The 13685-nt window shown below is 61.9% G+C and carries 14 protein-coding genes; 12 read left to right on the top strand and 2 right to left on the bottom strand.

Annotated features, from left to right (window positions below):
- Window positions 1-49 precede the first annotated feature (49 nt).
- From hisC to cysM, 12 genes are all read left to right on the top strand, one after another.
- Window positions 50-1171, top strand: a complete 1122-nt coding sequence (hisC, locus tag GOQ25_RS12480) for a histidinol-phosphate transaminase (RefSeq protein ID WP_160350779.1) — start codon at window positions 50-52, stop codon at window positions 1169-1171.
- On the top strand, window positions 1168-2052 hold the full coding sequence (locus GOQ25_RS12475; protein WP_160350778.1) for a prephenate dehydrogenase/arogenate dehydrogenase family protein: 885 nt from the start codon (window positions 1168-1170) through the stop codon (window positions 2050-2052). Before hisC ends, GOQ25_RS12475 begins: the two co-directional genes overlap by 4 nt.
- Before the next feature lie 5 nt (window positions 2053-2057).
- Window positions 2058-3392: a 3-phosphoshikimate 1-carboxyvinyltransferase gene (gene aroA, locus GOQ25_RS12470; protein WP_160350777.1), complete on the top strand. Its 1335-nt coding sequence runs from the start codon at window positions 2058-2060 to the stop codon at window positions 3390-3392.
- A 1-nt stretch (window position 3393) separates the two neighbouring features.
- Window positions 3394-4077, top strand: a complete 684-nt coding sequence (cmk, locus tag GOQ25_RS12465) for a (d)CMP kinase (protein ID WP_160350776.1) — start codon at window positions 3394-3396, stop codon at window positions 4075-4077.
- A gap of 146 nt (window positions 4078-4223) precedes the next feature.
- Complete coding sequence (rpsA, locus tag GOQ25_RS12460; RefSeq protein ID WP_160350775.1) at window positions 4224-5936, top strand: 30S ribosomal protein S1; 1713 nt, start codon at window positions 4224-4226, stop codon at window positions 5934-5936.
- A gap of 2 nt (window positions 5937-5938) precedes the next feature.
- On the top strand, window positions 5939-6298 hold the full coding sequence (locus tag GOQ25_RS12455) for an integration host factor subunit beta (RefSeq protein ID WP_160350774.1): 360 nt from the start codon (window positions 5939-5941) through the stop codon (window positions 6296-6298).
- Window positions 6299-6459: 161 nt separating this feature from the next.
- Entirely contained in the window at window positions 6460-6774 is a 315-nt protein-coding gene (locus GOQ25_RS12450; RefSeq protein ID WP_160350773.1) for a lipopolysaccharide assembly protein LapA domain-containing protein, read from the top strand.
- Between the two features lie 39 nt (window positions 6775-6813).
- Window positions 6814-8043, top strand: a complete 1230-nt coding sequence (gene lapB / locus GOQ25_RS12445) for a lipopolysaccharide assembly protein LapB (protein WP_160350772.1) — start codon at window positions 6814-6816, stop codon at window positions 8041-8043.
- On the top strand, window positions 8040-8981 hold the full coding sequence (rfaE1, locus tag GOQ25_RS12440; protein WP_160350771.1) for a D-glycero-beta-D-manno-heptose-7-phosphate kinase: 942 nt from the start codon (window positions 8040-8042) through the stop codon (window positions 8979-8981). The genes lapB and rfaE1 overlap by 4 nt, the downstream gene beginning before the upstream one ends.
- On the top strand, window positions 8978-9970 hold the full coding sequence (gene rfaD / locus GOQ25_RS12435) for an ADP-glyceromanno-heptose 6-epimerase (RefSeq protein ID WP_160350770.1): 993 nt from the start codon (window positions 8978-8980) through the stop codon (window positions 9968-9970). Before rfaE1 ends, rfaD begins: the two co-directional genes overlap by 4 nt.
- A 277-nt stretch (window positions 9971-10247) precedes the next feature.
- Window positions 10248-10628: a ComEA family DNA-binding protein gene (locus GOQ25_RS12430; protein ID WP_160350769.1), complete on the top strand. Its 381-nt coding sequence runs from the start codon at window positions 10248-10250 to the stop codon at window positions 10626-10628.
- A gap of 138 nt (window positions 10629-10766) precedes the next feature.
- Window positions 10767-11687, top strand: coding sequence for a cysteine synthase CysM (gene cysM / locus GOQ25_RS12425; RefSeq protein ID WP_160350768.1), 921 nt, complete (start codon window positions 10767-10769; stop codon window positions 11685-11687).
- Here the strand turns inward: cysM and mltB are convergent.
- Window positions 11671-12807, bottom strand: a complete 1137-nt coding sequence (gene mltB, locus GOQ25_RS12420; protein WP_160350767.1) for a lytic murein transglycosylase B — start codon at window positions 12805-12807, stop codon at window positions 11671-11673. The genes cysM and mltB overlap by 17 nt on opposite strands.
- 114 nt (window positions 12808-12921) lie before the next feature.
- Window positions 12922-13680 carry a LamB/YcsF family protein gene (locus GOQ25_RS12415; RefSeq protein WP_160350766.1) on the bottom strand — a complete coding sequence of 253 codons (759 nt, stop codon included), beginning with the start codon at window positions 13678-13680 and terminating at the stop codon, window positions 12922-12924.
- Window positions 13681-13685 lie beyond the last annotated feature (5 nt).

Here is a 13685-nt window from a genome sequence, read left to right as displayed (position 1 = left end):
CAGCGCCTGAGCTGCCATTCGCCGTCACTATTTCGTCTCGCGCACTTCCATGAACTCCGCACAAAAGTCGTTGACCGCTCCCGCCCACGTTAGCGCCATTGCTCCCTATCAGGCAGGTAAGCCCATTGAGGAACTGGCTCGCGAATTTGGGCTGAATCCGGCCGACATCGTCAAGCTCGCGTCCAACGAGAACCCCTTGGGCATGCCGGCCTCCGCGCAAGCTGCCTTGGCCGCCGCCAGCGCATCGCTGGCACGCTATCCGGATCCTAACGGCTTCGACCTGAAGGCGGCGCTGGCCAAGCGTTACGATGTGCCCGCATCGTGGATCACGCTGGGCAACGGTTCGAACGACATTCTGGAAATCGCGGCGCTGGCGTTATTGGAGCCGGGCGTTTCGGCGGTCTATGCGCAGCATGCCTTCACGGTATACCGCTTGGCCACACAAGCACGCGGCGCGCGTCATATCCAAGTGCCGGCGCGCGACTACGGCCACGATCTGAACGCCATGTTCGAGGCCATCGCCGACGACACGCGTTTGCTGTTCATCGCGAATCCGAACAATCCGACTGGCACCTTCGTCCCCGGCACCGAAATTGACGCCTTCCTCGCGCGTGTTCATGCCGCGCATGGCGACCGGGTCACGGTGGTCTTGGACGAGGCCTATAACGAGTACCTCGATCCCGAGCTGCGCTTCGATAGCGTGGCGTTGGTGCGCAAGTATCCTAATCTGATTGTGTCGCGCACGTTCTCCAAGGCCTATGGTCTGGCGGGTCTGCGCGTTGGGTTTGCGATTGCGCAGCCCGTCTTGACCGATCTGCTCAACCGCGTGCGTCAGCCGTTTAATGTGAACAGCCTTGCCCAGGCCGCCGCCATCGCCGCCCTGGCCGATACCGAGTACCTGGAACGCGCCTACGCGGTCAACAAGGCGGGCAAGCAGCAGCTTTCGCAAGCCTTTGAAAAGCTCTCGCTGCGCTATGTGCCCAGCTACGGCAATTTCGTGCTGGTGCATGTGGGTGACGCTGCGCGCATCAACCTGGAATTGCTCAAGCGCGGCGTGATCGTGCGTCCCGTGGCGGGTGACGGATTGCCCGAGTGGCTGCGTGTGTCGGTCGGTTTGCCCGAAGAAAATGAACGCTTCATCGCGGCACTGACTGAGATTTTGTCGGCATGATGACGCAAGGGGGCCGTGGCCCCATGATTTCCGTGCTGGCCGTGGTCGGCGTGGGCCTGATCGGCGGTTCGGTTGCCCGTGCATTGCGCGAGGCAGGGCAGGTCGGGCGCGTGCTCGGTGTGGGCCGCAATGCGCAGACCCTGGCGGAGGCGCAATCGCTGGGCTTAATCGACGAGGCGGCCACGCCCGAACAGGCAGCCGCCCAGGCGGACGTGATTTTGCTGGCTACGCCCGTATCGAGTATCGCGCCCATGCTGGCGAAGATGCGACCGCATTTGCGTGCTGACACCGTGGTCACTGATGCGGGCAGTACTAAATGCGAGGTGGTTCAAGCCGCCCGCGAGGCGCTGGGCGAGCGCGTGGCGCAGTTCGTGCCCGGGCATCCCATCGCCGGCGCGGAGCGCAGCGGCCCTTCCGCAGCGGATGCCGCGTTGTATCACGATCGCACGGTGATTCTCACGCCCATGCCTGAAAACGCGCCGGCAGACGTTGAGCGTGTGCGTGCGCTCTGGCAGGGTTGCGGGGCTCGCGTGATTGATATGGACGCGGATGCGCACGATCGCGTGCTGGGTTCGGTCAGTCATATGCCGCACTTGCTCTCGGCGGCCTATATGGCTCAGGTCGCGCAAGCCAAAGACGCCGAGCTGCGTCTGGCGATCGCGGGCTCGGGTTTTCGCGATTTCACGCGGATCGCGGCGGGTTCGCCCGAAATGTGGCGCGATATCTTTTTGTCGAATCGCGACGCGCTGCAATCGGAGCTCGCGGCCGTGCGCGACATCTTGGATCAGTTTGAAAGCGCCATGATGCAAGGCGATGGTCAGGCGCTGGAGGCGCTATTGGCGCAAGCGGCCGACGCACGCCGCAATTGGCGCAAGGAGTGAGTTTCATGAGCGCACAGGCATATCTGGATCTACCTCGCGCGCATCGCGCCAGTGGGGAAGTGGCGTTGCCCGGTTCCAAGAGTATTTCGAATCGTGTGTTGCTACTGGCCGCGCTGGCGGCTGGGCAGACAGAGGTCTCGGGATTGCTCGATTCCGATGACACCCGCGTCATGCTCGACGCATTGCGCCAGCTGGGCGTGAACGTCACCGAACACGGCCAAGGCCGCGTCACGGTGGTCGGAGCGGGGCGCTTTCCCGTCAAAGACGCGCAGCTCTTTTTGGGCAACGCCGGTACTGCGTTTCGTCCGTTGACCGCGGCGCTTGCCTTGATGAGCGGCCACTACCGCCTGAGCGGTGTGCCGCGTATGCACGAGCGTCCCATCGGGGATCTGGTCGATGCGTTGCGTCAGTGGGGCGCCGAGGTCGAGTATCTCGGGCAAGAGGGCTACCCCCCGTTGCAAATTGGCGTCGGTACGCTGCGCGCTGATACGGCCGCCCGAGTGCAGGGATCGGTGTCCAGCCAATTTCTGACTGCCTTGCTGCTTGCCGCGCCGATTTTGACCCAGTCGAGCGATCGGCCCGTCGTCATCGAGGTTGTCGGCGAACTTATCTCCAAACCCTATATTGAAATCACCCTGAACCTGATGGCGCGTTACGGCGTGCAGGTGCGACGCGATGGCTGGCAGCGATTTACGGTGGAGGCTGGCGCCTCGTATCGCAGCCCCGGCGCGATCGCCGTCGAGGGGGATGCTTCGTCGGCGTCCTATTTTCTGGCGTTGGGCGCGATTGGTGGCGGCCCGGTGCGGGTCACGGGCGTGGGCGAGCAAAGCATTCAGGGCGACGTCGCCTTTGCGCAAACGTTGCAGGCAATGGGTGCGCAGATTACGTATGGCCCCGATTGGATCGAATCACGCGGTGTCTGTGTCGATCGCGGCGAACGGCTCAAAGCTTTCGATACCGATTTCAATCTGATTCCGGATGCTGCCATGACGGCGGCCGCGCTGGCGCTATTTGCCGATGGCAAGTGCCGCTTGCGTAACATCGGTAGCTGGCGAGTCAAGGAAACCGACCGGATTCACGCCATGCACACCGAGCTGGAAAAACTGGGTGCGACGGTGGCGTCCGGCCCCGATTGGCTCGAAATCACGCCGCCGGCTGACAACGCCTGGCGCGACGCCCATATCGGCACATGGGATGATCACCGCATGGCGATGTGTTTTTCGCTGGCTGCGTTTGGGCCGGCTGCCGTGCGGATTATGGAACCGGGCTGCGTTCGCAAGACGTTCCCCGAATATTTTGATGTGTACGCCGGGCTAGTCACTGGCGCCAATGCGAACTGATATGACTGATCTATCTGTCACCCCGGGCGAGGGACTGGCTCCCGTGATTGCCATCGACGGTCCGACGGCCTCGGGCAAAGGCACCATTGCGCACCGGGTCGCGCAAGCGCTGGGATGGACCACACTCGATAGCGGTGCCTTGTACCGCTTGACCGCACTGATGGTGCTGAATCGGGGCGTGTCGGCCGATGACGAGGCCGCGGTGGCCGATCTGGCGCGCCACCTCGATGTCCGCTTCGATGGCGAACGAATTCTATTAGAGGGTGAGGACGTCAGCGGTACGATTCGTCAGGAGCAGGTGGGCAACATGGCTTCCCGCATCGCCGCGTACCCCGCCGTGCGCCAAGCTTTGCTCGACCGTCAGCGCGCCTTCCGGACCTGGCCGGGCCTGGTGGCCGATGGCCGGGACATGGGCACGGTGGTGTTTCCGGACGCCGGCCTGAAGGTCTTTTTGATCGCCGACGTAGAAGCGCGCGCGCAGAGACGTTGTAAGCAGTTGATCGACAAGGGAATTCCTGCTAATCTTGACGACCTTCTGCGTGACATGCGCGAGCGCGATGCGCGCGATATGCAACGCAGCGTAGCGCCTCTAGCGCCTGCGGCTGATGCGAAAGTGCTGGATTCGTCGGCTCTGACGATCGAGCAGACTGTAGCGGCCGTGCTGGATCTCTGGAAGGCGCTTTGACAGTTTGTCGCCCTGTTGGCGACGGGCGGCGGCAGACATCCGGTCTATAGCCGTTGGCAGCCAGCAGGTTTATTCACTCCACTGTCGCGGACAAACCGCTTCGGTGTGTTTTTAATGGCCATTTTGGCCCCATGGATTTCAACTCAATGTCTTCCGTTTCCACTCCCGCCACCGGCGGCGAAAGCTTCGCCGACCTCTTCGCAGAAAGCCTCAAGAGCCAGGACATGAAGTCCGGCGAAGTCATCAGCGCTGAAGTCGTGCGCGTTGATCACAACTTCGTCGTCGTCAATGCCGGCCTGAAGTCCGAAGCGCTGATCCCCCTGGAAGAATTCCTGAACGACCAGGGCGAGCTGGAAGTGCAACCCGGCGACTTCGTCTCGGTGGCAATCGATTCCCTGGAAAACGGCTACGGCGACACCATCCTGTCGCGTGACCGCGCCAAGCGCCTGTCGGCCTGGCTGCAGCTGGAAACGGCCCTCGAAAACGGCGAGCTGGTTACCGGCACCATTACCGGCAAGGTCAAGGGCGGCCTGACCGTCATGACCAACGGCATCCGCGCGTTCTTGCCCGGTTCGCTGGTCGATCTGCGTCCCGTCAAGGACACGACCCCGTACGAAGGCAAGACCCTCGAATTCAAGGTCATCAAGCTCGATCGCAAGCGCAACAACGTCGTGTTGTCGCGCCGCCAAGTGCTGGAAGCCAGCATGGGTGAAGAGCGTCAAAAACTGCTCGAAACGCTGCACGAAGGTGCCGTGGTCAAGGGCGTGGTCAAGAACATCACCGACTACGGTGCGTTCGTTGACCTGGGCGGCATCGATGGCCTGCTCCACATCACCGACATGGCATGGCGCCGCGTGCGTCACCCGTCCGAAGTCCTGCAAGTGGGTCAGGAAGTCGAAGCCAAGGTCCTCAAGTTCGACCAAGAAAAGAGCCGCGTGTCGCTGGGCGTCAAGCAGCTGGGCGAAGATCCGTGGGTGGGTCTGGCTCGCCGCTACCCGCAAGGCACCCGTCTGTTCGGCAAGGTGACGAACCTGACCGACTACGGCGCGTTCGTCGAAGTCGAAGCCGGCATCGAAGGCCTGGTGCACGTCTCCGAAATGGACTGGACCAACAAGAACGTCGATCCGCGCAAGGTCGTGACCCTGGGCGAAGAAGTCGAAGTCATGGTCCTGGAAATCGACGAAGACCGTCGTCGTATCTCCCTGGGTATGAAGCAGTGCCGTCAAAACCCGTGGGAAGAGTTCGCCACCAACTTCAAGCGTGGTGACAAGGTCCGCGGCGCCATCAAATCGATCACCGATTTCGGCGTGTTCGTCGGTCTGCCTGGCGGTATCGATGGCCTGGTTCACTTGTCCGACCTGTCGTGGGCCGAGACCGGCGAAGAAGCCGTTCGCAACTTCAAGAAGGGCGACGAAATCGAAGCCGTGGTTCTGGGCATCGACACCGACAAGGAACGCATCTCGCTGGGTATCAAGCAGCTCGAAGGCGATCCGTTCAACAACTTCGTTGCTACCTACGACAAGGGTGCCGTGGTTCCGGGCGTGATCAAGTCGGTCGAAGCCAAGGGCGCCGTGGTGACCCTGTCGGTGGACGTCGAAGGCTACCTGCGTGCTTCCGAAATCTCGTCGGGCCGTGTCGAAGACGCGACCACCGTGCTGAAGGAAGGCCAGAACGTCGAAGCCATGATCGTCAACGTCGACCGCAAGACGCGTTCGATCCAACTGTCGATCAAGGCCCGCGACAACGCCGAAACCGCCGACACGCTGCAACGCATGTCCGAAGCCAGCGCTTCGTCGGGCACGACCAACCTGGGCGCGCTGCTCAAGGCCAAGCTGGACCAACAGCGTAACGACGGCTGATAGTGACCAAGTCGGAGCTGATCGCCGCTTTGGCGGCCCGCTATCCCCAGCTGGCCGCCCGCGACACCGATTACGCGGTCAAGACCATACTGGATGCCATGGCCCAGGCTTTAGCCTCGGGTCAGCGCATCGAGATTCGTGGATTTGGCAGCTTTTCGCTGTCGCGGCGCTCACCCCGCATCGGACGCAACCCCAAGTCGGGCGAACAAGTGCTGGTGCCTGGTAAACAGGTGCCGCATTTCAAGGCCGGCAAGGAGCTGCGCGAGCGGGTGGATCTGGCGGCTGATACACAAAGCGCGGTGTCGTCTGATGATATTTCAGATGACTCGATGCCTACCCTGATGGGCATGCACGCCATGTAATCAGGGCTGTATCGGCTGTCCCGATAGAGGTATCTGACCCCCTGGGTGTCTCAACGACATCCAGGGGGTCTTGTTTTATGGAGCGCACAGCAGGGCGCTTGCGCGGAGTTGGGCCGCTTCCGCTTACAATCGAGTGTCTCGAATTCTCTGGAGCATGCGCCATGCGCTACCTAATCTGGGCACTGCGATTGCTCGTCTTTGTTGTGGTACTGATGTTCGCCCTGAAGAACACCGGCCCGGTCGAGGTCAACTTCTATGGCGATCATGTGCTGCAGGACGTGCCGCTGATCGTAGTGATGCTGGTGACTTTTGTCGTGGGCACGATATTTGGGCTGTTGCTGACCGTGCCGGCCGCACTACGCCGGCGTCGCGAAGCCATGCGCCTGCGTCGCGAGGTCGAACGCCTGCAGGCTGCCGCCGCGGGTACGACCCCTGAGATTGCGCCGGAAGCGATCGCGCCGATGTCGCCGCTTTGAGTCGCGCCATTTTTACCGCTACGAACTTGAGCATATTGCGTGGACTTTGAACCTTGGTGGTTGATATTTGTACCGGTGCTGTTTGCACTGGGGTGGTTGGCAGCGCGCTTTGATTTCCGGCAGATGCTGCGCGAAACGCGCACGCTGCCCGATTCGTATTTCAAGGGCCTGAACTTTCTGCTTAACGAGGAGCCCGATCGCGCCATTGACGCGTTCGTCGAAGTGGCGAAGTTGGATCCGGAAACCACGGAGTTGCACTTCGCGCTGGGCAGCCTGTTTCGTCGGCGTGGTGAGATGGAGCGCGCCATTCGCGTGCATCAGAGCCTGTTGAGCCGTTCCGATCTGCCCGAGGCCGAACGCGAACACGCGCAGCATGAGCTGGCACACGACTTTCTGAAGGCGGGCATGCTCGATCGCGCCGAGAGCGCCTTCGAGCAGTTGAAAGACACCCGTTATGCACTGCCCGCGTTGCGTTCGTTGATTCGTATCTACGAGTCCGAACACGATTGGCCGCGCGCGATCGAGGCTGTCAAAACCCTACAGGGACTGGTCGATGAGCCGGTCCCGCAAATCGTGCATTACTACTGCGAGCAGGCACAGGCGGCGTTGACGGCCAATCCCTTCGATGCGGAAACGGCGCATGCCGCGCTGGATGCGGCAGATCATGCGGCAAAGCTTCTAAAGCAAGCCGATACGTCGGGCAAGCCCGCCCGTGTACGCAGCGCCATGCTGCGCGCCCGGCTGGCTCAGCTAGAAGCCGATGCCAAGCGCGAGCGCCTGTATCTGGAATCCATCCTGGCCGACGCGCCCGAATTCGCCGGTCAGGTGGCCGAGCAGTTGCTGGCGAATTATCGTCAAGCAGGGCAGGCCGCCCAAGGCCTTGAATTGCTGCGCAATCAGTACGACCGTTATCCCTCGCTGGATTTGTTCAACGTCGTATTTCGCGAGCTGCGCGTGCAGCAGGGCGCGACGCCGGCGTGGGCGTTCGCGCGGGCAGCGCTACGGCATCATCCGTCTCTTCTGGGTCTGGATCGTCTGTTGGAGGCGGAACTCAGCAGCGCCGACGCGCAGCAGCCGGGCGACGAGCAAGGTCCCGTGCCCGGTGCCGATCTCAGTCTGTTGCGCAGCCTGATACACAAACATACCCAGCGTCTCGATCGCTATGCGTGCCGCAACTGCGGCTTCCAGGCGCGGCGCTATTATTGGCAATGTCCGGGGTGCAACGGCTGGGAAACCTATGCACCGCGTCGTTTGGAAGAGCTTGAATGAACGCACTCCCCCTGGATGCGATGGCCCGATCTCGCGTGCTCGTCGTCGGTGACGTGATGCTGGATCGCTATTGGTTCGGCGAAGTCGAACGTATTTCTCCCGAGGCGCCCGTGCCCGTGGTGCGCGTGGCGCGCCGCGAGGACCGTTTGGGCGGCGCCGCCAACGTGGCGCGCAATGTCGTGGCGTTAGGCGGGCATGCCACCCTGATCGGCCTGGTAGGGACCGACGAGGCGGGGGAAAGCATCAGCCGTCTGGCCACCGAGGCAGGCATACAAGCCGATCTGGTGGCCGATGCCGAGAATCCCACCACGTTGAAGCTGCGTGTCCTGGGCCGCCAGCAACAACTGCTGCGCGTGGATTTCGAGCAAGCGCCGGAACCGGCAACGCTGGACGATTTGGACACGCGGGTCGCCCAGCAATTGGCGCAACACGATGTGTTGGTGCTTTCCGACTATGCCAAAGGCGCGCTATCGCGCGTCCAGTCCATGATTGCGATGGCACGGAAAGCAGGTGTGCCTGTGCTGGTGGATCCCAAGGGCGACGATTACACGCGCTATCGTGGCGCGACCTTGGTAACCCCGAACCGGGCCGAGATGCAAGAGGCCGTGGGCCGTTGGACCACGGAGTCGCAGCTCACTGAACGCGCGCAGAAGCTGCGCGAGGAACTGGACCTCGAAGCGCTGCTGGTTACGCGCTCCGAGCAAGGCATGACATTATTTACGGCGGCCGGTCGCTCACATGTCGATGCGCAGGCGCACGAAGTTTTCGATGTGTCGGGCGCGGGCGATACCGTGTTGGCAACGCTTGCGACCATGCGTGCCATCGGACAGCCGTGGAACGATGCGATGCGCTGGGCGAACCGCGCCGGTGGCATCGTCGTGGGCAAACTGGGCACATCGATTGTGACCGCCGCAGAATTAGCAGGAGTATCCCAATGATCGTCGTGACAGGCGCCGCCGGCTTTATCGGCAATAATCTCGTGCGTGGCCTGAACCGCCGCGGCATTACCGACATCATCGCCGTCGATGATCTGACCGAGGGCGACAAGTTCCGCAATCTGGTCGATTTGCAGATCGCCGACTATCTCGATAAGGACGAATTCCGTCGCCGGGTGCTGGCGCGCGAGCTGCCGCCTTTGCGTGCGGTACTGCATCAGGGCGCGTGTTCGGACACCACCGAGCGCAATGGCCGTTACATGATGGATAACAACTATCGTGTGACGCTCGAGCTCTTCGAATATTGCCAGGCGTACCGTGTGCCGTTTCTGTATGCCTCGTCGGCCGCGGTGTACGGCGGCTCGTCCGTGTATGTCGAGGACCCTGCGAATGAGCGGCCGCTGAACGTCTATGGTTACTCCAAACTGCTGTTCGATCAGGTGCTGCGCCAGCGCATGTCGAGGCTGACAGCCCAAGTGGTGGGCCTGCGGTATTTCAACGTCTATGGGCCGCATGAACAGCACAAGGGCCGCATGGCCTCCGTGGCTTTTCACAACATGAATCAGTTCCTCGCCGAGGGGCATGTGCGTTTATTCGCCGGCTGGGATGGTTATCCCGACGGCGGTCAAAGCCGCGACTTTATCTCGGTGGACGATGTGGTCGCGGTGAATCTGCATTTTCTGGATCATCCCGAGACTTCCGGGATTTTCAACTGCGGTACCGGCCGGGCGCAACCGTTTAACGATGTGGCGATGGCTGTGGTTAACGCGCTGCGTGCAGAGCAGGGCGAGCCGGCCTTGTCGCTCGAGGAACTGGTCAAGCAAGGCTTGCTGCGCTATATCCCGTTCCCGGATGATTTGAAAGGCCGTTATCAAAGCTACACCCGTGCCGATGACACGCAGTTGCGCGCGGCCGGCTTTACCGCGCCCATGCGCGACGTGCAGACGGGCGTGACGGAGTACGTGAAATACTGGCGTGCCCGCCAGGGCTGAAGCGATCTCTAGGGTGTTTCCCTGAGTGATCATTTCGTTCACTCGGGCACCCTGACGCTGATGCGTGCTGGCATCATGGCTCTCCACGGGCGGATCAATCGATCCGCCTTCATTTTTACGGAGAGGCTACGCCATGATGTCGAAACCCCCAGCGCCGCACTCATCTCATGATCACCTCGTGTCAAACAGACGCTTTGGCGTGCGTTGGCCGTTGGTGGGCCGCGGACGCCCGGTGCGCCCGTCCAGGTCGGTTTCGCTTTTGCGAATCGTCAGCATTATGACCCGTGTGCTGAGCCTGTGCTGGTTGTGCGCAGCGGCCACGCTGGCCCACGCGCTTGACGCGAACACGGCCACGGCGGCGCAGTTAGAGACCCTTAACGGCGTGGGCCCACGGACCGCGCAAATGATTGTCCAAGAGCGCGAACGAGCCGGCCCCTATGAATCGCTGGAAGATCTGTCGGATCGCGTTCGCGGGATAGGACGCAAGCGCCTGGCGCGCTTGCGCGACGCCGGGCTGACCGCAGGCGGTGGCATGGGCGCAGCCAGGGTGATCACCCCTAGCTCGATCGCGTCCCCGCATTTTGCGCCCGCGCTGCCGCCAGTGACGCCTGTACCAGCGGGCACGCCATTGCCCGCGCCAGTGACGACTGGGCGATAGCGATATAGCGCTCATTGCCTGTGGCTGGCGACTGTTCCGATTGCCGCCCGCTAAGCCCCCAGGGTCCACCGGCAGGAATCCCTGCCATCAACCCGACTTTTATCCCTCTGGTCAGGAAAGCGCAGGTATGATGGATTTATGGCTACTTCCTCCTATCCCACCATCGAACAAACCGTCGGCAATACGCCTCTGGTCCGTCTGCAACGCATTCCTGGCGCGGTGGCGCAGTCACGGGGCAATGTCATCCTCGCCAAGCTAGAGGGCAACAACCCCGCCGGCTCGGTGAAGGATCGCCCGGCGCTGTCCATGATCCTGCACGCCGAAGAGCGCGGCGAAATCGCGCCGGGCGACACCCTGATCGAGGCCACCAGCGGCAACACCGGCATCGCGCTGGCGATGACCGCCGCGATGCGGGGCTATCGCATGATTCTAATCATGCCGGATAACCTTTCCGTGGAGCGCCGCGCCGCGATGGCCGCTTACGGCGCCGAGTTGATCCTGACGCCGGCCAGTAAGGGCGGCATGGAATACGCGCGTGATCTCGCCATGTCCATGCAGGCGGAAGGCAAGGGCAAGGTACTCGATCAATTCGCGAATCCGGATAACCCACGTGCCCATATCGAGGGCACCGGCCCGGAGATCTGGACGCAAACGGCCGGGCGTGTCACCCATTTCGTCAGTGCGATGGGTACGACCGGCACCATCATGGGCGTGTCCACCTATTTGAAATCGTGCAACGCCGCGGTGCAGGTCATCGGCGCGCAGCCCGCCGAGGGTTCGCAGATTCCGGGGATCCGTAAATGGCCCGAGGCCTATCTCCCCGCCATTTTCGACCGCAACTTGGTGGACGCCTACGAGTCCATCGAACAAAGCGAGGCCGAATCCATGGCCCGGCGACTGGCCGCGGAAGAAGGCATCTTCGGCGGCATTTCGTCGGCCGGTGCGTTGGTAGCGGCGCTACGGGTGTGCGAGCGCGTCGAGAACGCCACCATCGTCTTTATCGTCTGCGATCGCGGCGACCGGTACCTATCGACCGGCGTGTTTAACGAGGCATCCTAGCTTCGAGCTCGCTGGCCAGATCGCTGACGGCGGTGGCGTAGAAGTAGCTGCGGTTGTACTGCGTGAGCGCGTAGAAATTAGGGGTCGCCGTGCGATATTGCACGGTGCCGCGCGCTTCTTCGACCAGATCCACTACGCCGAGCGGGCGTTCCTGCCAGCTGGCGGGGCCGGTACTGGGCGACAACCTTGCCCCAGCCGCCTGCAGGCTTTGCCAGGTCTGCGTGGGCGTGAGGCCACCGGTGGCCAGTGCCGAAGGGTCTGCGGGCAACTGCACGGGGACGAACACCGGCAGTCCGCGCTGCCAGCCGTGTTCCACCAAGAAGTTCCCTACTGACATGACGGCATCATCGACACTCTGGGTCAGCGCGATCCGCCCGTCCTGGTCTCCATCTACCGCGTAACGCATGATGCTACCCGGCATGAATTGCGGCATGCCGATGGCACCGGCAAAGGATCCCGTCGCCTCCATACTGAGGTTACCGTTTAACGCCAATACGAGAAAGTCGGCAAGCTGGCCGCGGAACATTTCTGCACGCTCGGGCCGGTTGGGGTCGGGGTAATCGAATGCCAGGGTTCTAAGCGCATCCAGGACGCGGAAGTTGCCCATATTGCGCCCGTACAGCGTTTCCACCCCTATGATCGATACGATGATGGACGCAGGCACGCCGTAGCGCTGAGCGGCCTGGTTCAATAGCGCCTGATTTTCTTGCCAGAACTCCAGGCCCCATTTGATGCGCTTGGGCTCGACAAAACGCGAGCGGTATGTGTTCCAGCTGCGCCAGATTTTCTTGCCAGGGGGAGCGGGCGCGATCAGGCGCGCCACGGTCGGGTTGTATTGAGCCGAGGACAGCGCCTGCACAATGGGTTCCAGCGGCAGATTTCGTTCATTAGCCAACTGCTGTGCAAAGGAAAGGATCTCGGGGCGCATATCCGCCGGGAGCGTCGGCACAGCCGGTACGTCGGGAGTGGGAGCGGCAGGGCCGATGCGCGTGGGCGTCAGCGTACTGGACGGTTGCGCGCTCAGCCTGGTCTGCATCGGATTGTTAGGCGCCGTATTGGCGCAGCCCGCCAGCACCAACGACACTAGCCCGAACTGTACGAATCGCCGACAGATAAACATACGCCTCCTTTGCAAACTAGCCTACGCGACCCGTCAGCATACCTAAGATGGCGCGCGGGTGTGGTGCTAGGAGGCGGATTTGTTTTACTTCAAGGCGTAAGTGACGGGTGGGTCTCAGGCAAATGGAGCAATCTGACCGCCGACGTCTTTCACGGCCTGGCGGATCGTTTTGGCGATGTCGATGGCGCCCGGCGTGTCGCTGTGCAGGAGAATCGAATCGACGGGCATGTCGAGATCCGTGCCGTCGATGGCTCGCACTTTACCCTCAACAACCGCGCGCTGTACCCGGGCGCGGATCTGCGCGGGATCCTTGATCAACGATCCCGGCGTTTTTCGTCCGACCAGCAAGCCTTCGGGCGTGTACGCCCGGTCGGCCAGGAAAGAAGCGACGATGTCGAGGTTCAGCCGCTGTGCCACCTTATACGCGGCGGTATTCGGCAGCGCGACAAATTTGAGGTCGGGATCAAAGGTCTTGAGCGCCCGCAGCACTGCCGTCGCCACACCCTCGTCCACGAAGGACAGATTTCCAAGCGCACCGTGGAAGTTGGCATGTGTCAGACGCATGCCCGTACTCTCTGCAATTGCGCGCAGGGCGCCCAGCTGATAGATCGTCATCAGCTCAAGCTCTTTGCTGGTATAGGCAATATGCCGGCGCCCGAAACCTTGGCGATCAGGGTAGCCGACATGCGCCCCGATGCAGACGCGATTTTGTTTTGCCAGCGTAGCCGTTTCATGCATGGTCATGAAGTCGCCGGCATGAAACCCGCAAGCCACGTTGGCGGAAGTGATCAGCGACAAAATCGTGGCATCGTCAGCCATGACATAGCTTCCAAATCCCTCGCCGAGGTCCGAGTTGATATCGATGGTTTTCATCAGAA

Source organism: Bordetella sp. 15P40C-2, assembly GCF_009763235.1.
Taxonomy (GTDB): domain Bacteria; phylum Pseudomonadota; class Gammaproteobacteria; order Burkholderiales; family Burkholderiaceae_B; genus Bordetella_A.
Note: the sequence above shows the minus strand (reverse complement) of the source record. Positions and strands in the feature narration are given on the sequence as shown.

Bases quoted from the DNA above. Each gene is read 5' to 3' on its own strand.
- cysM (WP_160350768.1), top strand. From the start codon at position 10,767: ATGGCTACTTCCTCCTATCCCACCATCGAACAAACCGTCGGCAATACG.
- rfaD (WP_160350770.1), top strand. From the start codon at position 8,978: ATGATCGTCGTGACAGGCGCCGCCGGCTTTATCGGCAATAATCTCGTG.
- GOQ25_RS12450 (WP_160350773.1), top strand. From the start codon at position 6,460: ATGCGCTACCTAATCTGGGCACTGCGATTGCTCGTCTTTGTTGTGGTA.
- rpsA (WP_160350775.1), top strand. From the start codon at position 4,224: ATGTCTTCCGTTTCCACTCCCGCCACCGGCGGCGAAAGCTTCGCCGAC.
- GOQ25_RS12415 (WP_160350766.1), bottom strand. From the start codon at position 13,680: ATGAAAACCATCGATATCAACTCGGACCTCGGCGAGGGATTTGGAAGC.
- rfaE1 (WP_160350771.1), top strand. From the start codon at position 8,040: ATGAACGCACTCCCCCTGGATGCGATGGCCCGATCTCGCGTGCTCGTC.
- cmk (WP_160350776.1), top strand. From the start codon at position 3,394: ATGACTGATCTATCTGTCACCCCGGGCGAGGGACTGGCTCCCGTGATT.
- mltB (WP_160350767.1), bottom strand. From the start codon at position 12,807: ATGTTTATCTGTCGGCGATTCGTACAGTTCGGGCTAGTGTCGTTGGTG.
- hisC (WP_160350779.1), top strand. From the start codon at position 50: ATGAACTCCGCACAAAAGTCGTTGACCGCTCCCGCCCACGTTAGCGCC.
- GOQ25_RS12430 (WP_160350769.1), top strand. From the start codon at position 10,248: ATGACCCGTGTGCTGAGCCTGTGCTGGTTGTGCGCAGCGGCCACGCTG.
- aroA (WP_160350777.1), top strand. From the start codon at position 2,058: ATGAGCGCACAGGCATATCTGGATCTACCTCGCGCGCATCGCGCCAGT.
- GOQ25_RS12475 (WP_160350778.1), top strand. From the start codon at position 1,168: ATGATGACGCAAGGGGGCCGTGGCCCCATGATTTCCGTGCTGGCCGTG.